This is a genomic window from Klebsiella sp. B345, from assembly GCF_051131735.1.
Classification (GTDB): domain Bacteria; phylum Pseudomonadota; class Gammaproteobacteria; order Enterobacterales; family Enterobacteriaceae; genus Klebsiella.
Window position 1 is genome coordinate 1,196,778 of the sequence record NZ_CP180443.1, and the last position, 20,015, is coordinate 1,216,792.

21 protein-coding genes and 1 other annotated feature are annotated in these 20,015 nt (G+C 56.5%); of the genes, 11 read left to right on the forward strand and 10 right to left on the reverse strand.

The window, feature by feature from the left end; all coding sequences use genetic code 11:
* Positions 1-14 precede the first annotated feature (14 nt).
* The 5 genes from cobT to dacD all read right to left on the reverse strand — a co-directional run bounded on the left by cobT (position 15) and on the right by dacD (position 4,665).
* The gene (gene cobT, locus ACMYSO_RS05645) at positions 15-1,073 is read right to left on the reverse strand and encodes a nicotinate-nucleotide--dimethylbenzimidazole phosphoribosyltransferase (RefSeq protein ID WP_434669678.1); all 1,059 of its coding nucleotides are present in this window, start codon (positions 1,071-1,073) and stop codon (positions 15-17) included.
* A gap of 162 nt (positions 1,074-1,235) precedes the next feature.
* The gene (locus ACMYSO_RS05650; protein ID WP_041146350.1) at positions 1,236-1,559 is read right to left on the reverse strand and encodes a DUF496 family protein; all 324 of its coding nucleotides are present in this window, start codon (positions 1,557-1,559) and stop codon (positions 1,236-1,238) included.
* Between the two features lie 167 nt (positions 1,560-1,726).
* Positions 1,727-2,785, reverse strand: coding sequence for an FUSC family protein (locus ACMYSO_RS05655; protein ID WP_434669680.1), 1,059 nt, complete (start codon positions 2,783-2,785; stop codon positions 1,727-1,729).
* 105 nt (positions 2,786-2,890) lie between these two features.
* On the reverse strand, positions 2,891-3,364 hold the full coding sequence (sbmC, locus tag ACMYSO_RS05660; protein ID WP_434669682.1) for a DNA gyrase inhibitor SbmC: 474 nt from the start codon (positions 3,362-3,364) through the stop codon (positions 2,891-2,893).
* Between the two features lie 134 nt (positions 3,365-3,498).
* The gene (gene dacD, locus ACMYSO_RS05665) at positions 3,499-4,665 is read right to left on the reverse strand and encodes a serine-type D-Ala-D-Ala carboxypeptidase DacD (RefSeq protein WP_434669683.1); all 1,167 of its coding nucleotides are present in this window, start codon (positions 4,663-4,665) and stop codon (positions 3,499-3,501) included.
* Between the two features lie 180 nt (positions 4,666-4,845).
* Here dacD and sbcB point away from each other — a divergent pair, with 180 nt between their 5' ends.
* A complete protein-coding gene (sbcB, locus tag ACMYSO_RS05670; RefSeq protein ID WP_434669685.1) occupies positions 4,846-6,270 on the forward strand; it encodes an exodeoxyribonuclease I in 1,425 nt (474 codons plus the stop codon).
* Between the two features lie 78 nt (positions 6,271-6,348).
* Here the strand turns inward: sbcB and fusA are convergent, their stop codons facing one another.
* Positions 6,349-8,451 (reverse strand): elongation factor G, encoded by a 2,103-nt coding sequence (gene fusA / locus ACMYSO_RS05675; RefSeq protein ID WP_434669686.1) that lies wholly within the window; start codon positions 8,449-8,451, stop codon positions 6,349-6,351.
* Between the two features lie 239 nt (positions 8,452-8,690).
* On the opposite strand from fusA, the gene ACMYSO_RS05680 reads away from it, so the two are divergent.
* Positions 8,691-8,993 carry an ArsR/SmtB family transcription factor gene (locus ACMYSO_RS05680; protein ID WP_434669688.1) on the forward strand — a complete coding sequence of 101 codons (303 nt, stop codon included), beginning with the start codon at positions 8,691-8,693 and terminating at the stop codon, positions 8,991-8,993.
* Positions 8,994-9,125: 132 nt separating this feature from the next.
* Here ACMYSO_RS05680 and ACMYSO_RS05685 read toward each other — a convergent pair whose 3' ends face one another.
* From ACMYSO_RS05685 to ACMYSO_RS05700, 4 genes are all read right to left on the reverse strand, one after another.
* Complete coding sequence (locus ACMYSO_RS05685; RefSeq protein WP_123755020.1) at positions 9,126-10,484, reverse strand: APC family permease; 1,359 nt, start codon at positions 10,482-10,484, stop codon at positions 9,126-9,128.
* A complete protein-coding gene (gene yoeI, locus ACMYSO_RS05690) occupies positions 10,474-10,539 on the reverse strand; it encodes a membrane protein YoeI (protein ID WP_123755514.1) in 66 nt (21 codons plus the stop codon). Before yoeI ends, ACMYSO_RS05685 begins: the two co-directional genes overlap by 11 nt.
* Positions 10,540-10,772: 233 nt before the next feature.
* A complete protein-coding gene (locus ACMYSO_RS05695) occupies positions 10,773-11,663 on the reverse strand; it encodes a LysR family transcriptional regulator (RefSeq protein ID WP_434669690.1) in 891 nt (296 codons plus the stop codon).
* Between the two features lie 36 nt (positions 11,664-11,699).
* On the reverse strand, positions 11,700-12,524 hold the full coding sequence (locus ACMYSO_RS05700) for an SDR family oxidoreductase (protein WP_434669691.1): 825 nt from the start codon (positions 12,522-12,524) through the stop codon (positions 11,700-11,702).
* A gap of 175 nt (positions 12,525-12,699) precedes the next feature.
* On the opposite strand from ACMYSO_RS05700, the gene hisL reads away from it, so the two are divergent.
* The 9 genes from hisL to hisIE all read left to right on the forward strand — a co-directional run bounded on the left by hisL (position 12,700) and on the right by hisIE (position 19,954).
* On the forward strand, positions 12,700-12,750 hold the full coding sequence (gene hisL / locus ACMYSO_RS05705) for a his operon leader peptide (protein WP_004899375.1): 51 nt from the start codon (positions 12,700-12,702) through the stop codon (positions 12,748-12,750).
* Positions 12,726-12,848: a sequence feature (His leader region), on the forward strand. Its footprint overlaps the gene before it by 25 nt.
* 46 nt (positions 12,849-12,894) lie before the next feature.
* The gene (gene hisG, locus ACMYSO_RS05710; RefSeq protein ID WP_123755023.1) at positions 12,895-13,794 is read left to right on the forward strand and encodes an ATP phosphoribosyltransferase; all 900 of its coding nucleotides are present in this window, start codon (positions 12,895-12,897) and stop codon (positions 13,792-13,794) included.
* Between the two features lie 55 nt (positions 13,795-13,849).
* Entirely contained in the window at positions 13,850-15,154 is a 1,305-nt protein-coding gene (gene hisD, locus ACMYSO_RS05715) for a histidinol dehydrogenase (RefSeq protein WP_434669693.1), read from the forward strand.
* Complete coding sequence (gene hisC, locus ACMYSO_RS05720; protein ID WP_434669695.1) at positions 15,151-16,212, forward strand: histidinol-phosphate transaminase; 1,062 nt, start codon at positions 15,151-15,153, stop codon at positions 16,210-16,212. The genes hisD and hisC overlap by 4 nt, the downstream gene beginning before the upstream one ends.
* Complete coding sequence (hisB, locus tag ACMYSO_RS05725) at positions 16,209-17,276, forward strand: bifunctional histidinol-phosphatase/imidazoleglycerol-phosphate dehydratase HisB (protein WP_434669696.1); 1,068 nt, start codon at positions 16,209-16,211, stop codon at positions 17,274-17,276. The genes hisC and hisB overlap by 4 nt, the downstream gene beginning before the upstream one ends.
* Positions 17,276-17,866 carry an imidazole glycerol phosphate synthase subunit HisH gene (hisH, locus tag ACMYSO_RS05730; RefSeq protein ID WP_434669697.1) on the forward strand — a complete coding sequence of 197 codons (591 nt, stop codon included), beginning with the start codon at positions 17,276-17,278 and terminating at the stop codon, positions 17,864-17,866. The genes hisB and hisH overlap by 1 nt, the downstream gene beginning before the upstream one ends.
* Positions 17,866-18,603, forward strand: coding sequence for a 1-(5-phosphoribosyl)-5-[(5-phosphoribosylamino)methylideneamino]imidazole-4-carboxamide isomerase (gene hisA, locus ACMYSO_RS05735; protein ID WP_434669698.1), 738 nt, complete (start codon positions 17,866-17,868; stop codon positions 18,601-18,603). The genes hisH and hisA overlap by 1 nt, the downstream gene beginning before the upstream one ends.
* Positions 18,585-19,361 (forward strand): imidazole glycerol phosphate synthase subunit HisF, encoded by a 777-nt coding sequence (hisF, locus tag ACMYSO_RS05740; RefSeq protein ID WP_434584010.1) that lies wholly within the window; start codon positions 18,585-18,587, stop codon positions 19,359-19,361. The genes hisA and hisF overlap by 19 nt, the downstream gene beginning before the upstream one ends.
* Positions 19,355-19,954 carry a bifunctional phosphoribosyl-AMP cyclohydrolase/phosphoribosyl-ATP diphosphatase HisIE gene (gene hisIE, locus ACMYSO_RS05745; protein WP_434669700.1) on the forward strand — a complete coding sequence of 200 codons (600 nt, stop codon included), beginning with the start codon at positions 19,355-19,357 and terminating at the stop codon, positions 19,952-19,954. The genes hisF and hisIE overlap by 7 nt, the downstream gene beginning before the upstream one ends.
* Positions 19,955-20,015: the final 61 nt, after the last annotated feature.

Sequence of the window (20,015 nt, forward strand, 5' to 3'; positions counted from 1 at the left end):
GCCCTGATTGCTGGTTAGTGGCTTTCCGGCAGTACAATATTACTTTCAGCCAGCGTCCCCATTTCGTTGTAAACCGTGCAGGCCGCCTGCACCAGATGCATCGCCAGCGCCGCCCCGCTCCCTTCACCCAGACGCATCCCCATGTTCAGATAGGGTTCCAGCTGTAGATGTTCCAGTGCGATACGCGCCCCTTTTTCCGCCGACAAATGTGACGGGATCAGATACGGGTGAACCCCAGGTGCCAGACGACAGGCCGCCAGCGCCGAGGCATAAGACAGAAAACCGTCCAGCACCACCGGCAACCCACAAGATGCAGCCCCCAGCATCACACCGGCCATACCGACCAGATCAAATCCGCCGACTTTCGCCAGTACGTCCAGGCCATCGTCCGCCTGCGGTTGATTGACCGTAATTGCCTGACGCACGACATCGGCTTTGTGCGCCAGTTGAGACACCGGCAGGTTAGCGCCAATGCCGACCACCTCATGAGCATCATTGCCGGTCAGTACGCTGACGACTGCCGCCGCGGGGGTGGTGTTGGCCATACCCAGTTCACCAACGCCAAATACCTTCACCCCTTGGGCCGCCAGCTCGCGGGTATAGCGAATACTGGCCTCCAGCAGCGCTGTCGCCTGTTCGCGGCTCATGGCTGCCGTGTGGGCAATGTTAGCGCTGCCGCGCGCGACTTTCATATTCACCAGGCCGGGAATCGGCTCCGCGTCGATACCGGCATCAATCACATGTACCTGGGCTCCGGCCTGCGCCGCCAGCACGCAGACGCCGGTATTTTTCCGGGTCATGTTTGTTGCCTGAATCGCCGTCACCACCTGAGGTGAAATCGCAACCCCTTCATGCCAGACGCCATGATCGGCGCACATCACGACAATGGCTTTCTCCATCAACTGTAGCTCGCCGCGCAACCCCGGCATGCCGGCTAGCTGTACGGCCAGCGACTCCAGCCGCCCCAGGCTACCCGGCGGTTTTAATAGCCCGTCCAGATGCTGTTGCGCCTGCGCCATTGCCGCCCGATCCGGCGGTGCAATGGCGGCAATGAAAGCCGAAAGATTGTCCATTATGTTCCTCGTCGCACTGTCAAATGCTGTGTCAAAGCCCATTGTGAACACCGTGGCGCGCAGAAATACACGTGACAAGACCGTTCACCATAGGGGAAAGGAGATAAATCAGAGGGGGAAATTCCCGGCGACGAGGGCCGCCACCGGGCAGGTACAGCGTGCTTACTCTTCGACTTTCGCTTCGCCAATCACTTTCAGCTTTTTGGAAATGTCGCGGCGTTCTTTGGACAGCTCGGCATTTTTGATGATGTAGTCATCAACACGATCTTCGTAATCGCTTTTCATGCTGGCAATGATGCCCTGAATGGCTTCAACGCTCATGCCTGGCTTGATGTAGTCACTGAGGTTGTCCAGCAGCAGTACGCGCTTCTGGTTGTCACGGATCTTTTTCTCAACGTCCTGAATTTCACGCTGCAATTTGTTCTTACGACGATACAGGCGAACAAACTCCAGTACGTCCTGGAAAGAAGGCTTAGTTGTTTCCATTTTTACACCCCTAATATTTGAGATTCGGATTCGTAAAGCGACTGCTATATAGGGCTAACATAACTGTTAGCAGACGCTGATGACAATGTTTTTTCCTTTACGTTTATCATAACCCTAAATGCAGCTGAATCGAAGCAACCTGTGGGCAAATTGCGTGCATCTGGCTTTTATTTACGCAGCGCCCGACAGATTAAATTCGACAGCAGCTCAAGCTGACGCGCCAGTTCGATGCTCAGCCAGACGTAGCCATGGATGGGGGTTTCCGACAGGTTTTCCCCCTGATGCTCGTTCATCAGCTGGCGCAGTTCAGCCACAACCTCGTTGAGTTTTTCAGTGTTGGCGCGAATGGGCTGCGGATTACCCTCATACAAGGCATGCGCAATGGTCAGCAGGGTTTGCTGGGTCATCTGTTGGGTTTCGCGCAGCGTATGGGCGTTGAGCATCACAAAGTGGCCGGGACGGGAAATCCAGTAGGCGTTGACCTGCAGTTCAAGCATGCAAACCAGATTACGGCTGACGGTCTGAATCGCCTCGAAAATGGCTTTCTGGATATGGGTCTCTTTGCTGGCAGGGGTGATCAGGCCGCGCATCTTGACCACATCGTTCAGCACCTTCTGCAAGTGCTTCTCCAGACGCGGTCGTTCCACCAGGTTGGGGGAAAAACCAGCCTGATAAAGACGGTTGAAGGCGGTGACATAGTTGGCCATTTGGATGCGCCAGTGCAGAAACGCCCGCTGTGGCCAGATGCCGGTGAACAACATCGCCAGCAAAGAGCCAAAGATAACATCGCCGCTTCGCCAGAGCGCGGTATGCATATCGCCGGGTGGCGCCCCAACCACCACCGACAGCGTAATGCCGATAAGCAGCGCCTGATAGGGCTTTTTGCCCAGCGCCAGCCAGCCGCAAAGGAACATCGCCAGACCACACCACAACACCATAATAGGTAAGGAGATCAGTTCAAGCTTGAGCGCCACCAGCCCCAGTGCCGAGCCTAAAATGGTGCCGCCGATACGTTCAAAAGCACGCGGTACCACGTTGCCCCAGAAAGAAATCGGCCCCATCACTACCACCAGGGTAATCAGCGGCCAGGTACCTTCCGGTACATTCAGCAGACGGACCAGCAAAAAAGTGAGGACAAAGGCCAGGGCAATTCGAATACCATGCACCACGCGATAATGGCGATACAGACGAATTTCAAAAGGCTTGAGTGACTTATCAGCGCGCACAACGCTCTCCAGCAAGAAAGCAGGTAGCAAAGGCCAATTGTAACTGCTTTTTCACTATAAGCAGCACGCCGCTCAAAAAAACCTTTTCACCGGGGGATTATCAGGTTACTTCCCGACCGGCGTCACCGCGACATACATCTCAATGTCCCAGTAGCCGTCCTGATTGCCATCGTTCAGATAAAGCTCGAAGCACGGCTTTGCCGCAATATGATACGCCTTGTCCTGCATCAGGCTGTTGAAGAAGGCCAGCCACGGCGTGGAGAAGTCATGATTTTCCACCCGTGCACGGGCGAAAGCATACTCTCCGCCGGCTATCTGAGTGAGAATTACCCCTTCGCTGCCGGGCGGGATAATATAATTTTCCGCTACGGTAACGACCGTATCGCAGCGCAGTTTCTCGGGCGGCACCTGGTCTGGGTTATCGTAATAAACGGCCACCCACTCCTGCGCTGGCACCTGATGGTTTGTAACCCACGCCATCAGCTGTTCGAAACCCTGTTTAACGGTCTGCTCCCAGGGCCCCACCAGATGAAAACCGGCGATGTTACGCTTGTTGACGGACTTAACGTGATATTCCATGCTGCCTCCATTATTGATAACAACTGTATAAATATACATGAATTGTAACCAGGCGATGAAGATCAGTATGTGAGTTGATTCGCAGAGTTGCCGTAATATTATCCAAAAAAAATGCCCCGAACGGGGCATAAAGATTACAAGCCGTGGTGCAGATAATCACTCAATCGCGAGAAGAATCCGCCCTTGCCGACGCTTTCCAGGGTGACCAACGGCCAGTGGGCTACCACTTTGTCACCATCGTACAGTGAAATCTCCCCCACCCGCTGATTGGCGGCAATCGGTGCTTCGAGATCTTTCTTATCCAGCACATATTTCGCTTTGATGCGTGACACTTCCGACTTCGGCAGCGCTAACCAGAAATCCTGATCGGTACCCAGCTCAATGTGATCTTTATCGCCGTACCAGATCTGCTCGCTGCCGACTTTTTTGCCCTTTTGCAGCACCTGGACGGTATCGAAATTTTGCTGACCCCAGTGCAGCAGTTTTGCCGCCTGCTGCTCGCGCCCTTTCGGGCTGTCGGCGCCCATCACCACGGCAATAAGACGACGCTGACCGTCGACCGCAGAGGCAATCAGGTTAAAGCCGGCGCCAGAGGTGTGCCCGGTTTTCAGGCCATCGACATTCATCGTTTTATCCCACAGCAGCCCGTTACGGTTCTGCTGGGTGATGCCATTCCATGTCAGGCTTTTTTGACTGTACATATGGTAGACGTCAGGTTCGCCGTGAATGATCGCCCGTGACAGTACCGCCAGATCGTATGCGGAACTGTGCTGACCCGGCGCATCAAGACCATGCACGGTTTCAAAATGAGTATCCTGCAGATGCAGCTTTTCAACATAGCTGTTCATCAAGGCGACGAATTGTGGCTGGCCGCCGGCCACATAATCCGCCAGAGCCACGCAGGCGTCGTTACCGGAATCGACAATAAGTCCACGACTTAAATCGCGCACGCTGACCCGATCACCTTGCTTCAGGAACATCAGCGATGAGCCGTCAAATACCGGGTTGCCTTTAGCCCAGGCATCGCGGCCGACGGTGACGATATCGTCAAAGGTGATACGGTGGCTGTCGATGGCACGATCGACCACATAGCCGGTCATTAATTTCGTCAGACTGGCAGGGTTACGCTGCTGGTGCTCATTGCCCGCAGTCAGTATCTGCCCGGTGGTATAATCCATAAGTACCCAGGAACCAGCCTGAATCGACGGTGGCGCCACGGTAGCGGGGAAATCAGTAGCAGCAAATGCGCAAGAAACGCTCGAAGCGAGCAAAGTTACAGCAATAAAAAAACGGCCTTTCAACGGCATATCCTCTAGATTGGCAGACTCGCCGTCCTTTTTACGGAAGTTCTTCTTTCAAATCAGGGTTTAATTGCAAGAAAATATGACACGGTAAAAGTCTGCCGCGGCCAACGCCCTTCTGATGCCCAGGCAAATCGTTTACCATAACGGATGCACGCCACCATGGATAATGAACAGACTATGCAAGATAGCGCCAATCAGCCCGGATTTTTGTTTCACGATTACGAGACCTTCGGCACCAGCCCCTCGCTTGACCGGCCGGCACAGTTCGCCGCCATCCGCACCGATGCGGAGCTGAATATCATCGGCGAACCGGAAGTCTTCTACTGCAAACTGGCCGACGACTATCTGCCGCAACCGCAGGCGGTCATGATCACCGGGATCACCCCTCAGGAAGCGATCGCCAAAGGCGACAACGAAGCGGCCTTTGCCCGCCGTATTCACGATCTGTTCACGGTGCCAAAAACCTGCATCGTCGGCTATAACAACGTGCGCTTCGATGATGAAGTCAGCCGCAATATTTTCTATCGCAACTTCTATGACCCCTATGCCTGGAGCTGGCAGCACGATAACTCCCGTTGGGATCTGCTGGATGTGATGCGAGCCTGCTATGCGCTGCGCCCGGAAGGGATCAACTGGCCGGAGAACGACGACGGCCTGCCGAGTTTCCGTCTGGAGCATCTGACCGTCGCCAACGGCATTGAACACAGCAACGCTCACGATGCGATGGCCGATGTTTATGCCACCATCGCCATGGCTAAACTGGTCAAAACCCAGCAGCCGCGCCTGTTTGATTATCTCTACAGCCATCGCAACAAGCGCAAGCTGGCGACGCTTATCGACGTGGTTCAAATCAAGCCGCTGGTCCATTTTTCCGGCATGTTCGGCGCGGCGCGCGGCAATACCAGCCTGGTTGCCCCGCTTGCCTGGCACCCGGACAACCGTAATGCGGTGATCATGGTCGATCTTGCCGGCGATATGACCCCGTTGTTGGAACTGGATGCCGACACGCTGCGCGAACGGCTGTATACGTCCAAAGCCGATCTCGGCGAGCTGGCAGCGGTACCGATTAAACTGGTTCATCTGAATAAATGCCCGGTGCTGGCCCAGGATAACGCGCTGCGCCCGCAGGATGCCGACCGACTGGGGATTAACCGCCAACGCTGCATGGATAACCTGCAGCTGCTGCGCAGCCATCCACAGCTACGTGAGAAAGTGGTCGCCCTCTTTGCCGACGCGGAGCCGTTTGTACCGTCTGATAACGTCGATGCTCAGCTCTATAACGGCTTTTTCAGCGATGCCGACCGCGCGGCGATGAAAATCGTCCTCGAAACCGAGCCGCGTAACCTACCTGCGCTGGACATTACCTTCGCCGACCAGCGGATAGCTCGTCTGCTGTTTAACTATCGCGCGCGTAATTTCCCCGGCACTCTCGACGAAGCCGAGCAACAGCGCTGGTTAGAGCATCGTCGTGAAGTGTTTACCCCGGAGCGTTTACAGGCTTACGCCGATGAGTTGCAGATGCTATATCAGCAATATCCGGACAATAGTGAGAAGCAGGCGCTGTTGAAAGCGCTGTGGCAGTACGTGCAGGAGATTGTTTGATTGGCGCGCCTGTCAGGGCGACGAGCCTGATGGGTTGTAGCCCGGGTTGGGCATAAAGCGCAACCCGGGTACGGTTGGTTAACTTCTGGCGCGGCTGGCGATAATCGTCTCCGCGACATTGCGCGGAGCTTCCGCGTAATGGTGGAACTCCATGCTATAGGTGGCACGTCCCTGCGACATCGAACGCAGCGTGGTGGAATAGCCGAACATCTCAGCCAGCGGCACATCCGCACGGATTATCTGGCTGCCGAAGCGCTCTTCCATCCCCTGCACCATGCCGCGCCGGGAAGAGAGATCTCCCATAATGTTCCCGGCATACTCCTCCGGCGTTTCCACTTCCACGTGCATCACCGGTTCGAGGATCACCGGATCGGCCCGGCGCGCCCCTTCCTTGAAGCCAAAAATCGCCGCCATGCGGAAGGCCATCTCCGATGAGTCGACATCATGGTACGAGCCAAAGGTCAGGGTCGCTTTGACATCCACCACCGGATAACCGGCCAGTACGCCGGTGCCCATCGCTTCACGCAAGCCTTTCTCCACTGACGGGATATACTCGCGCGGTACCACCCCGCCTTTGGTGGCATCTTCAAACACAAAGCCACCTCCCGGCGCCAGCGGTTCCAGCGTCAGCACCACATGACCGTACTGCCCTTTACCGCCGGACTGGCGGACAAATTTGCCTTCCACCTCTTTGACCGTTTTACGGATCGTCTCGCGGTAGGTCACCTGCGGTCGGCCGATATTGGCCTCCACGCCAAACTCACGTTTCATGCGGTCGACGATAATTTCCAGATGCAGCTCCCCCATCCCGGAGATAATCGTCTGGCCAGACTCCTCGTCAGTGTGCAGACGAAATGACGGGTCTTCCGCCGCCAGTCGTTGCAGAGCGATGCCCATTTTCTCCTGGTCGGCTTTGGTTTTCGGTTCAATCGCCAGCGAAATTACCGGCTCCGGAAACTCCATTCGTTCCAGGGTGATAACCGCATCGGGATCGCACAGCGTGTCGCCGGTGGTCACATCCTTCAACCCGACGCAGGCAGCAATATCCCCGGCATGCAGTTCATCCACCTCATGGCGATCGTTAGCATGCATCAGCACAATACGCCCGATACGCTCCTTCTTGCCTTTCACCGGGTTGTACACCGCATCACCTTTTTTCAGGGTGCCGGAATAAACTCGAATAAAGGTCAACTGGCCGACGTACGGGTCGGTCATCAGCTTAAACGCCAGCGCCGAGAACGGTTCATCGTCGCCAGGATGACGTTCTGCCGGCTGGCCCTTCTCATCAATGCCTTCAATCGCCGGAACATCCAGCGGCGACGGCATCAGTTCGATTACCGCATCGAGCATGCGCTGCACGCCCTTGTTCTTAAACGCGCTGCCACACAGCACCGCCTGGATTTCCCCGCCAACGGTGCGTTGACGCAACCCGGCAATAATATCAGCCTCGCTTAGCTCGCCAGTTTCCAGATATTTATCCATCAGCGCGTCGTTGGCTTCTGCTGCCGCCGAGACCATTTTTTCACGCCACTCGCGGGCGGTCGCCAGCAGCTCGTCCGGCACCGGCGCGTAGCTGAAGGTCATTCCCTGAGTCGCGTCGTCCCACAAAATAGCGCGCATTTTGATGAGATCCACCACCCCGGTGAAATGCTCTTCGGCCCCGATGGGGATCACGATCGGCACCGGGTTAGCTTTCAGACGGTCGATCATCATCTGCACGACACGGAAGAAATCCGCGCCGGGGCGGTCCATCTTGTTAACGAACGCCAGCCGTGGTACGTGGTATTTATTCGCCTGTCGCCAGACGGTTTCCGATTGCGGCTGCACGCCGCCGACGGAGTCATACACCATGACCGCACCGTCCAGCACGCGCATCGAGCGTTCCACCTCAATGGTGAAATCCACGTGCCCCGGGGTGTCGATAATATTGATGCGATACGGCTCGAAACTCCGATCCATACCGGGCCAGAAGCAGCTTACCGCCGCGGAGGTAATGGTAATTCCGCGCTCTTGCTCCTGCGCCATCCAGTCAGTGGTTGCCGCGCCATCGTGTACTTCCCCCAGCTTGTGGCTCATTCCGGTGTAAAACAGAATGCGCTCGGTAGTGGTGGTTTTGCCGGCATCGATATGCGCGGAGATACCGATGTTGCGATAACGTTCGAGGGGGATGGGTCGGGGCATGATGCGTCCTTAGTCGTATTGACTGTCAGTGAGCGGCTGAATTGTGCCGCAATATGTTTATCGGCCTCTATCATAGTACAACTGTACGAGTATATTCGAACTATTTTTGCTATCGTTTCTATTGGTGAAGCTGAACTGACGTACGTGGCGTTAGCCATGTAGTTTGGGTATATTACCGGCCAGCCGCCGATACGGGCTGCTGCTCCCGGGAGCAGAGCAACCGCCGACACAGGAATATTATGATCGCCAATCATCCCGAACGTGAACAAATCCGCCTGGAAAATGTTCTTTTTGCCCTTGGAAATCCGATGCGTCTGGAGATTATTCGCATCCTGGCTGACGGCAATGAGCAGAGCTGTAACGCCCTGCGCCCTGAAGATATCGCTAAATCCACGATGACTCACCACTGGCGCGTCCTGCGCGATAGCGGCGTGATCTGGCAGCGCCCCCAGGGACGCGAGAACATGATTTCGTTACGCAAAGACGATCTCGATGCCCGCTTTCCCGGGCTACTGGATGCGCTGCTCAAAGTGATGGCTTAAGCCGAAAGAGGAATGTGATTCAGGCAGGTCGCGGGTCTGTCATTTCCCACTCGCTCACGGCGCAGGTTGCGCCGCGCGACAAAAACAAAAAAGCCGGAGGTTTCCCCCCGGCTTTTTTATCACAACGTGTATTTACGCCACGTCTTCGTACTGCGGAACCGGGTTGCGGAAACGCTTGGTCACGCAGGCCAGGTATACCAGGCCAATGGTGCCCCAGATCAGACCCAGAACCATAGAGCTCTGCTCCAGGTTAACCCACAGTGCGCCTACGGTCAGTGCGCCACAGGACGGCAGCACCAGGTAGTTGATGTGGTCTTTCAGCGTCTTGTTACGCTTCTCACGGATCCAGAACTGCGAAATCACCGACAGGTTAACGAAGGTAAACGCCACCAGCGCACCAAAGTTAATCAGCGCCGTTGCGGTCACCAGGTCGAATTTAATCGCCAGCAGTGCAATCGCGCCAACCAGCAGCACGTTAAACGCCGGAGTACGCCATTTCGGGTGAATATAGCCAAAGAAGCTGGTCGGGAACACGCCGTCGCGGCCCATTACGTACATCAGGCGAGAAACACCCGCATGTGCGGCCATACCGGAAGCCAGAACGGTAACGCTGGAGAAAATCAGCACGCCCCACTGGAAGGTTTTGCCCGCTACGTACAGCATGATTTCAGGCTGTGACGCATCCGGATCTTTAAAGCGCGAGATGTCCGGGAAGTACAGCTGCAGGAAGTAAGAGGCACCGATAAAGATCATGCCGCCAATCAGCGCAGTCAGGAAGATAGCCTTCGGGATCACGCGCTCTGCATCTTTGGTCTCTTCGGACAGCGAAGAGATACCGTCAAAGCCGAGGAACGAGAAGCACAGAATAGTCGCCCCGGTAATCATCGGCACCACGTGGGCCCCTTCGGACCAGAACGGACGGGTGCTGGTCAGCGTGCCGGCACCTTCGCCGTGCATCACACCGTAGATGATCAGGCCGACAATCACCGCCACAATACCCATCTGCAGAACCACAATCAGGGTGTTGAAGTTCGCCACAGCCTTGATGCTGCGCAGGTTAGAGACGGTCATGAAACCGACCAGCGCGACCACGAAGATCCATGACGGCACGGAAGGCATCAGCGCTTCAAAGTAAATTTTCGCCAGCAGGATGTTGATCATCGGCATGAACAGGTAGTCCAGCAGCGATGACCAGCCAACCATAAAGCCTACGGTCGGGCTGATGGATTTCTGGGCGTAGGTATAAGCGGAACCTGCCGACGGGAAACGACGAACCAGTTTACCGTAGCTCAGTGCCGTAAAGAGAATCGCGATCAGTGCGAAGGCGTAGGCCGTCGCGACGTGACCGTCGGTCAATCCAGAGACGATACCAAACGTATCGAACAGCGTCATCGGCTGCATATAGGCCAGGCCCATCATTACAACCGGAATCAACGTAAGCGTTTTACGTAATTCCACGCGAGAGGTTTTTGGAGTAGCGTTATGCGACATGGTGGTTATCCCCTTTCACGGCGAATGCCATCGCGTAAGCAAAAAATTGCCCCATTTCAGTGTATTCCTCAGCGACAACGACTGTCGGTTTTTAGTAAATATCTATCCGGTACGAAGCCCGGCCTCTTGTATTGAATGATGTGCCTTGAAAGCAAAAAAATAACCGACACTTCAAAAAGCGTCGGCTAAATTCCATTTTTCAGGCCGCGTATTTTGCAACATTTTCTGGTCGGATGACAAGATGTTGAAAAGCCAAATTGTCACTACAATAATTTAACAGCTTAATATTCATACGTTTTTAGTATGATAGATTGTATGGATAGCATTATTTGCTAAAATTTCGCTGCGCCACCAGTCGCAAGAACGCCCGCTCGCCTGGTCGTTCCAGCCCAACCATGCCCGATGCGACGGAAAATGAGAGGCGACGACCTTCTCCACCAGCTCGCCACTCTCCAGTTGGGGGCGAACCAGATACTGCGGCACGTACCCCCATCCCAGCCCGGCAGCGATCAGCATCAGCAACCCCGGATAGTCATACGCCACCAGACAGTCCTGGTCGTCAACCGGCGGCCACTGTCCGTCAATCGCAATCGCCCGATGGCGCTTCAATACCCGCCAGCTCAGCGGCGCGGTGATGGCGGCAAGCGGATGCTGCGGCGCAACCATAAGACCATACGGCAGTTCGCCCAGCAGACTGAAGCTGTAGCCACTCATCGTTGGGGGATCGCTGACCACACCCAGCACCATATCCGCCCGTCCCTGAACCAGCGCATCCCAACCATGGGACGACGCTTCGCGAAGGAATCGCAGTTGTGCGAGGGTATGTTGCTGATAGAACTGACTCACCAGCGGCGCCAGTAAAAAGAAAGGGAACGCCGCATCCACGGCCAGCACCAGAGTGTTTTCCCACCCCTGATGCAGTTTAATTGCCTGTTTTTCCAGTTCGCGGGCGGTATGCAAAACCTCGCGGCCTTTCTCCAGCAGCATCTGCCCGGTGGGCGTAAAACGTGCCCGATGACCGCTGCGGTCAAGCAGTTGAATATTCAGATCGCTTTCCAGCTTGTGGATGGTATAGCTCAGCGCAGAGGGGGTTTTGTACAGCTTTGCCGACGCCGCGGCAAAGCTCCCCTCTTTATCCAGAGCATCAAGAATAACGAGGACATCCAGCAGTGGTTTCATCGCCGCCCCCTCAGGTACGCGATTACCGCTGGCGGATCACTCCATCGGCATTACCAGCGGGTCGGGGTACTGATACTCGAACCCCAGTTCGTAGCAAATTCGGTTGCCATCGATGATCTTACCCGGCCCGCTATTCGGATTATCGGCAAATACCGGTGCCGGCAGCCCCAGTTCGCGCGCCATTTGCGGGTAGAACACGCCGCGCGCCGGATGTTTGGGCGCACATATATTATAGATGCGTCCGCCCTTCGGGGCCTGCAACAGCAGTTCGATGGCCGAAACCACATCCTGCAAATGCACGAGGTTCACGCCATGTTGACCGTCCGGCGCCGATTTCCCGGCAAAGAAGCGTCCGGGATGACGGGATGGCCCCACCAGCCCCGCCAGACGCAATATATCCACTGACGTTCCCGGCAGGTTGTGCAGCCAGTCTTCCAGCTCTTTCAACACCCGGCCGCTGGCGGTCTGCGGGTCGCGCGGTGAATTCTCTTTTAGCGTCCCGCTGGCATTGCCATAAACGGAGGTGGAGCTGGTAAATACGATGCGCGGAATATGGTAGGCCAGCGCCGTATCGACAATCTCCTGTACCGCCTGCAAATAAAACTCTTCACCCGGCCCGCTACGCCGCGCCGGTAAGGTGATCACCAGCGCATCCACTTTCATCAATGCATCCAAATCGTCAGCATCGCAGACCAGCTGCGGCTCCAGGCGTAGCGGATAGCTATCAATACCGCACATCCTCGCCGCCTCCACGCCATCCCGGGTGGTTTTGCTGCCGGTGACCTGCCATCCGCGTGCATTCAATGACAAAGCAAGCGGCATGCCCAGCCATCCTAAACCGACAATTGCGACCTTTTTCATACCTGGCTCCTGACTCTTTCGCTGTGCTGCTATAAGGCTACGCCAGCCAGCCGTAACTGACAATTTCTTCAGTGAATATGAAATGAATTAATGATAGTAAAAAGCCCTTGCTTTCTGCGCTTGAAGTGGTTTAGGTTAAAAGACATCAAATGCATAGTCATTCAAAGAGAATTTTATGAACCGCGTTCAATTTAAACACCACCATCATCACCATCATCCTGACTAGTCTTTCAGGCGATGTGTGCTGGAAGACATTTAGATCTTCCAGCGGTGCATGAGCGCGAAATGAGCCCCCGGAAGATTCACTTCCGGGGGCTTTTTTTTGAACCAAATTCGGACAGATTCAGACAGGAATTAAGAGGAAACAAGAATGTTAGACAACAGCCGTTTACGCATAGCTATTCAAAAATCAGGCCGCCTGAGTGAAGATTCACGCGAATTACTGAGCCGTTGTGGCATTAAAGTGAATTTGCACACCCAGCGCCTGATTGCGCTGGCGGAAAATATGCCAATCGACATTCTGCGTGTGCGTGATGACGATATCCCGGGCCTGATTATGGATGGCGTGGTCGATCTGGGCATCATCGGCGAGAACGTGCTGGAAGAAGAGCTGCTGAGCCGTCGCGCTCAGGGTGAAGATCCGCGCTATTTCACGCTGCGTCGTTTAGATTTTGGCGGCTGCCGCCTGTCACTGGCGACCCCGGCAGATGAAAGCTGGAACGGCCCGGCGGCGCTGGACGGCAAACGCATTGCCACCTCTTACCCGCACCTGCTGAAGCGCTACCTCGATCAAAAAGGCATCTCCTTTAAATCCTGCCTGCTGAACGGCTCTGTAGAAGTGGCCCCGCGTGCCGGTCTGGCCGACGCGATTTGTGACCTGGTCTCCACCGGCGCAACCCTCGAAGCAAACGGCCTGCGCGAAGTGGAAGTGATGTTCCGTTCCAAAGCCTGCCTGATTCAACGCGATGGCGAAATGGCCGAGGCTAAACAGCAACTGATTGACCGTCTGCTGACCCGTATTCAGGGCGTGATTCAGGCGCGTGAATCAAAATACATCATGATGCACGCGCCAACCGAGCGTCTGGAAGAAGTCGTGGCTCTGCTGCCGGGCGCCGAACGTCCGACCATTCTGCCGCTGGCGGGTGATAAGCAGCGCGTGGCGATGCACATGGTCAGCAGCGAAACGCTGTTCTGGGAAACCATGGAAAAACTGAAAGCGCTGGGTGCCAGCTCCATTCTGGTACTGCCTATCGAGAAGATGATGGAGTAATCCAGGCGGAACAGGCCTGCGGGCCTGTCTCAGAAAGTAGACAGGGGAAACGACCATGAGCTTCAACACAATTATCGACTGGAACAGCTGTAGCGCAGCACAACAGCAACAACTCTTAATGCGCCCGGCCATTTCCGCTTCCGACAGCATCAGCAAGACGGTGGCGGAGATCCTCGCTAACGTCAAAGAGAATGGCGATGCAGCCTTGCGCGAATACAGCGCAAAGTTTGATAAGACCGATGTCAAAGCACTGAAAGTCACTGAAGAGGAGATTGCCGCCGCCGGCGCGCGCCTGAGCGATGAGCTTAAACAGGCCATGGCGGTTGCGGTGCGCAATATCGAGACCTTCCACAACGCGCAACAGTTGCCGGGCATCGATGTGGAAACCCTGCCGGGTGTGCGCTGCCAGCAAGTGACCCGCCCCATCGCATCCGTGGGATTATATATTCCCGGTGGCTCAGCACCGCTGTTTTCGACGGTGCTGATGCTGGCGACTCCGGCACGCATTGCCGGATGTCAGCAGGTAGTGCTGTGCTCGCCGCCGCCGATTGCCGATGAAATTCTGTATGCTGCCCAGCTCTGCGGCGTGCGCAATATCTTTAACGTCGGCGGCGCGCAGGCCATCGCCGCGCTGGCGTTTGGCACCGAGTCAGTCGCCAAAGTCGATAAAATCTTTGGCCCAGGCAACGCCTTCGTCACCGAAGCCAAGCGCCAGGTCAGCCAGCGTCTGGACGGTGCCGCCATCGATATGCCCGCCGGTCCTTCTGAAGTGCTGGTGATTGCCGACAGCGGTGCGACCCCGGATTTTGTCGCCTCCGACCTGCTTTCTCAGGCCGAGCACGGCCCGGATTCGCAGGTTATCCTGCTGACGCCAGACGCCACGATGGGTGAACGCGTCGCCCTCGCCGTTGAGCGCCAGCTGGCTGAACTGCCGCGCGCCGACACCGCTCGCGAAGCGCTCTCCGCCAGCCGGATTATCGTTGCCCGCGACCTGGCACAATGTGTGGAGATCTCCAATCTGTACGGACCGGAGCACCTGATTATTCAAACCCGCCAGGCCCGTGAGCTGGTTGACGATATCACCAGCGCCGGTTCCGTGTTCCTCGGCGACTGGTCACCGGAATCCGCTGGCGATTACGCCTCCGGGACCAACCACGTGCTGCCGACCTATGGCTACACCGCCACCTGTTCCAGCCTGGGACTGGCCGATTTCCAAAAGCGCATGACCGTGCAGGAATTGTCACGCGAAGGCTTTGCCGCCCTCGCCTCGACCATTGAGATTCTGGCCGCTGCCGAACGCCTTACCGCCCACAAAAACGCCGTTACGCTGCGCGTCGCAGCCCTTAAGGAGCAAGCATGAGCATTGAAGAGTTAGCCCGCGCCAATATCCGTGCGTTGACGCCGTATCAATCTGCTCGCCGCCTGGGCGGTAAAGGCGACGTCTGGCTGAATGCCAACGAATTCCCGACGCCGGTAGAATTCCAGTTGACCGAGCAGACCCTGAACCGCTATCCGGAACCGCAGCCAAAGGCGGTAATTGAGAATTATGCACGCTATGCCGGGCTGAAGCCGGAGCAGGTGCTGGTGAGCCGCGGCGCCGATGAAAGCATCGAGCTACTGATCCGCGCATTTTGCGAGCCAGGGCAAGATGCGGTGCTCTACTGCCCGCCGACCTACGGCATGTACAGCGTCAGCGCCGAGACCATCGGCGTGACCTGCCGTACGGTCCCGACTCTGGCCGACTGGCAGCTCGATCTGCCGGGCATTGCCGCCAGTCTCGACGGCGTGAAGCTGGTCTTTGTCTGCAGCCCCAACAACCCAACCGGGCAGATTATCAACCCTGACGATATGCGGGAACTGCTGGAGATGACCCGCGGCAAAGCCATCGTGGTCGCCGATGAAGCCTACATTGAGTTTTGCCCGCAGGCGACGCTGGCCGGCTGGCTGAGCGACTATCCGCACCTGGTGGTGCTGCGCACGCTGTCGAAGGCGTTTGCCCTTGCCGGCCTGCGCTGCGGCTTTACCCTGGCGAATACCGACGTGATTGGGCTGTTGATGAAAGTCATCGCGCCCTACCCGCTCTCAACGCCGGTGGCCGACATTGCCGCCCAGGCACTGAGCGAACAGGGCATTGCCGCGATGCGCGCCCGGGTGGCGCAGATTGTTGCCGAACGCGAGTACCTGATTAGCCAACTGAGCGGCATTCCCTGCATAGAGCAGGTCTTCGGCGCCGAGACCAACTATATTCTCGTGCGTTTTAAAGCCTCCAGCGCGGTATTTAAATCTTTATGGGATCAGGGCATTATCTTACGAGACCAAAATAAACAACCTTCATTAAGCGGCTGCTTGCGTATCACTATCGGTACCCGTGCTGAGAGCCAGCGCGTGATTGACGCTTTGACTGCGGAGAATGTATGACCCAGAAGTTTCTCTTTATTGACCGTGACGGTACGCTGATTTCTGAGCCACCGGTTGATTTTCAGGTAGACCGCTTTGAAAAACTGGCCTTTGAGCCGCAGGTGATCCCTGTGCTGCTGAAACTCCAGCAGGAAGGTTACAAACTGGTGATGATCACCAATCAGGATGGTCTGGGAACCGACAGCCTGCCGCAGGCTGAGTTTGACGGCCCGCACAACCTGATGATGCAGATCTTTGCTTCCCAAGGTGTCGAATTTGATGAAGTGCTGATTTGTCCGCATCTGCCGTCCGACAACTGCGAATGCCGTAAGCCCAAAACCCAGTTGGTTCTGCCGTGGTTGGAAGAAGGCGTGATGGATAAAAGCCACAGCTTTGTCATCGGCGACCGCGCCACCGACATTACGCTGGCCGACAACATGGGCATTACCGGCCTGCGCTATGACCGCGAGACCCTGAGCTGGCCGACGATCTGCGAGCAACTGACCCGCCGCGATCGCTACGCCCACGTCGAGCGCGTCACCAAAGAGACTCAGGTAGATGTGAAAGTCTGGCTGGATCGCGAAGGCGGCAGCAAAATCCATACCGGCGTCGGTTTCTTCGATCATATGCTCGATCAAATCGCTACCCACGGCGGTTTCCGCCTGGAGATTAACGTCGGTGGCGATCTCTACATTGACGATCACCACACCGTGGAAGATACCGGCCTGGCGTTGGGCGAAGCGTTGAAGCTGGCGCTGGGCGATAAGCGCGGGATTAACCGTTTTGGTTTCGTACTGCCGATGGACGAATGTCTGGCCCGCTGTGCGCTGGATATCTCCGGGCGCCCGCACCTGGAATATAAAGCCGACTTTGCCTATCAGCGCGTGGGTGACCTGAGCACCGAGATGGTTGAACACTTCTTCCGCTCGCTCTCCTACACCATGGCGGTGACGCTGCACCTGAAAACCAAGGGCAAAAACGACCATCATCGCGTCGAAAGCCTGTTTAAGGCCTTTGGTCGTACCCTGCGTCAGGCGATTCGCGTTCAGGGCGATACGCTACCCTCTTCGAAAGGAGTGCTGTGATGAACGTGGTGATCCTCGATACCGGCTGCGCCAACCTCAACTCGGTTAAGTCAGCGATCGGACGCCACGGCTATGAGCCAGCGGTCAGCCGCGACCCGGATGTGGTGCTGCGTGCCGATAAGCTGTTTTTACCCGGCGTTGGTACCGCGCAGGCGGCGATGGACCAGTTGCGCGAGCGCGAGCTGATTGAGCTGGTGAAAGCCTGCACCCAGCCGGTGCTCGGTATTTGCCTCGGCATGCAGTTGCTGGGGCGTCGCAGCGAAGAGAGCAATGGCGTCGATCTGCTGGGCATCATCGAAGAAGATGTGCCGAAAATGACCGACCACGGTCTGCCGCTGCCGCATATGGGCTGGAACCGTGTCTATCCGAAGGCGGGAAATCGTCTGTTCCGCGGCATCGATGACGGCGCCTATTTCTACTTCGTCCACAGCTATGCGATGCCGGTGAATCCTTACACCATCGCGCAATGCAACTATGGCGAACCGTTCACCGCCGCGGTGCAGCAAGATAACTTTTTTGGCGTCCAGTTCCACCCGGAACGCTCGGGCAGCGCCGGTGCGCAGCTGCTGAAAAACTTCCTGGAGATGTGATGATAATCCCGGCTTTAGATTTAATTGACGGCACCGTCGTCCGTCTCCATCAAGGCGATTACGGCCAGCAACGCGACTACGGCAACAATCCGCTGCCGCGGCTGCAATCCTACGCCGCGCAGGGTGCAGAAGTCCTGCATCTGGTGGATTTAACCGGCGCGAAAGACCCGCAGAAGCGCCAGATCGCCCTGCTGAAAACGTTAGTGGCCGGCGTTGATGTGCCGGTGCAGGTCGGTGGCGGCGTGCGCACGGAAGAAGACGTCGCTGCGCTGCTGGATGCCGGCGTCGCACGCGTGGTGGTCGGTTCAACCGCGGTGAAGTCCCCTGACGTCGTCAAAGGCTGGTTCAAACGTTTTGGTCCGCAGCATCTGGTGCTGGCGCTGGACGTACGCATCGATGACGAGGGCAATAAACAGGTGGCCGTGAGCGGCTGGCAGGAAAACTCCGGCGTAACCCTGGAAGAGCTGGTTGAGAGCTATCTGCCGGTCGGTTTGCAGCACGTCCTGTGTACAGATATTTCTCGCGACGGGACCCTCGCCGGGTCGAACGTGTCGCTGTATGAAGAAGTGTGCGCCCGCTACCCGCAGGTGGCATTCCAGTCCTCCGGCGGCATTGGCGATCTGAATGATATTGCCGCGCTGCGCGGAACCGGCGTGCGCGGCGTGATCGTCGGTCGTGCACTGCTGGAAGAGAAATTCAACGTAACGGAGGCCATTCAATGCTGGCAAAACGGATAATCCCCTGCCTCGACGTTCGCGATGGTCAGGTAGTGAAAGGCGTGCAGTTCCGTAATCATGAAATCATTGGCGATATCGTCCCTCTGGCAAAGCGCTATGCCGACGAAGGCGCCGATGAACTGGTGTTCTACGATATCACCGCCTCCAGCGATGGCCGGGTGGTCGATAAAAGCTGGGTGTCGCGGGTCGCGGAAGTGATCGACATTCCTTTCTGCGTTGCCGGCGGGATTAAGTCGCTGGAAGATGCGGCGCAGATCCTCTCCTTCGGCGCGGATAAGATTTCGATTAACTCCCCGGCGCTGGCGGATCCGACGCTGATTACCCGCCTCGCCGACCGCTTTGGCGTGCAGTGTATTGTGGTGGGTATCGATACCTGGTTTGATGCCGAGAGCGGCAAGTATCACGTCAATCAATATACCGGCGATGAGAGCCGTACCCGGGTCACCCAGTGGGAAACCCTCGACTGGGTGCAGGAAGTACAGAAGCGCGGCGCCGGCGAGATCGTCCTCAACATGATGAACCAGGACGGCGTGCGCAACGGTTACGATCTTGAGCAACTGAAGAAAGTGCGCGCCGTCTGCCGTGTGCCGCTGATCGCCTCTGGCGGTGCGGGCACCATGGAACACTTCTTCGAGGCGTTCCGCGATGCCAACGTCGATGGTGCGCTGGCGGCCTCGGTGTTCCACAAACAGATTATTAATATTGGTGAACTGAAAACGTACCTGGCAGCACAGGGCGTGGAGATTAGGGTATGTTAAGTGAACAGCTGGACTGGGAAAAAACCGACGGTATGATGCCGGCCATCGTGCAACACGCCATTTCCGGCGAAGTGCTGATGCTGGGCTACATGAATCAGGATGCGCTGGCGCAGACCGAAGAGAGCGGGAAAGTCACCTTCTGGTCGCGGACTAAGCAGCGTCTGTGGACCAAAGGGGAAACTTCCGGCAACTTTCTGAACGTGGTGAGCATCACGCCGGATTGCGACAACGATACCCTACTGGTGCTGGTAAACCCAATCGGCCCAACCTGCCACAAAGGCACGTCCAGCTGCTTCGGCGAGGCTGGCCACCAGTGGCTGTTCCTGTACCAGCTCGAGCAGCTGCTGGCCGAGCGTAAACATGCTGACCCGGAAAGTTCCTATACCGCCAAGCTGTACGCCAGCGGCACTAAGCGTATTGCGCAAAAAGTCGGGGAAGAAGGCGTGGAAACGGCGCTGGCGGCAACGGTGCACGACCAGTTTGAGCTGAAAAACGAGGCATCGGATCTGATGTATCACCTGCTGGTGCTGCTGCAGGATCAGGGGTTGGATTTGACGGCGGTGGTAGAGAACCTGCGTAGCCGGCATAAATAAGAAAAAAGGATGTTGGGGCAAGCCCAACATCCTTTAATAAACAACAAGCAACTGTATTTTA

Excerpts from the sequence above, each read along its gene's own strand:
- hisB (WP_434669696.1), top strand. The coding sequence starts at position 16,209 with ATGACCCAGAAGTTTCTCTTTATTGACCGTGACGGTACGCTGATTTCT.
- hisIE (WP_434669700.1), top strand. The coding sequence starts at position 19,355 with ATGTTAAGTGAACAGCTGGACTGGGAAAAAACCGACGGTATGATGCCG.
- sbcB (WP_434669685.1), top strand. The coding sequence starts at position 4,846 with ATGCAAGATAGCGCCAATCAGCCCGGATTTTTGTTTCACGATTACGAG.
- cobT (WP_434669678.1), bottom strand. The coding sequence starts at position 1,073 with ATGGACAATCTTTCGGCTTTCATTGCCGCCATTGCACCGCCGGATCGG.
- hisH (WP_434669697.1), top strand. The coding sequence starts at position 17,276 with ATGAACGTGGTGATCCTCGATACCGGCTGCGCCAACCTCAACTCGGTT.
- hisC (WP_434669695.1), top strand. The coding sequence starts at position 15,151 with ATGAGCATTGAAGAGTTAGCCCGCGCCAATATCCGTGCGTTGACGCCG.
- hisD (WP_434669693.1), top strand. The coding sequence starts at position 13,850 with ATGAGCTTCAACACAATTATCGACTGGAACAGCTGTAGCGCAGCACAA.
- hisG (WP_123755023.1), top strand. The coding sequence starts at position 12,895 with ATGTTAGACAACAGCCGTTTACGCATAGCTATTCAAAAATCAGGCCGC.
- hisA (WP_434669698.1), top strand. The coding sequence starts at position 17,866 with ATGATAATCCCGGCTTTAGATTTAATTGACGGCACCGTCGTCCGTCTC.
- sbmC (WP_434669682.1), bottom strand. The coding sequence starts at position 3,364 with ATGGAATATCACGTTAAGTCCGTCAACAAGCGTAACATCGCCGGTTTT.
- ACMYSO_RS05695 (WP_434669690.1), bottom strand. The coding sequence starts at position 11,663 with ATGAAACCACTGCTGGATGTCCTCGTTATTCTTGATGCTCTGGATAAA.
- ACMYSO_RS05650 (WP_041146350.1), bottom strand. The coding sequence starts at position 1,559 with ATGGAAACAACTAAGCCTTCTTTCCAGGACGTACTGGAGTTTGTTCGC.
- ACMYSO_RS05685 (WP_123755020.1), bottom strand. The coding sequence starts at position 10,484 with ATGTCGCATAACGCTACTCCAAAAACCTCTCGCGTGGAATTACGTAAA.
- ACMYSO_RS05680 (WP_434669688.1), top strand. The coding sequence starts at position 8,691 with ATGATCGCCAATCATCCCGAACGTGAACAAATCCGCCTGGAAAATGTT.
- hisF (WP_434584010.1), top strand. The coding sequence starts at position 18,585 with ATGCTGGCAAAACGGATAATCCCCTGCCTCGACGTTCGCGATGGTCAG.
- fusA (WP_434669686.1), bottom strand. The coding sequence starts at position 8,451 with ATGCCCCGACCCATCCCCCTCGAACGTTATCGCAACATCGGTATCTCC.
- ACMYSO_RS05700 (WP_434669691.1), bottom strand. The coding sequence starts at position 12,524 with ATGAAAAAGGTCGCAATTGTCGGTTTAGGATGGCTGGGCATGCCGCTT.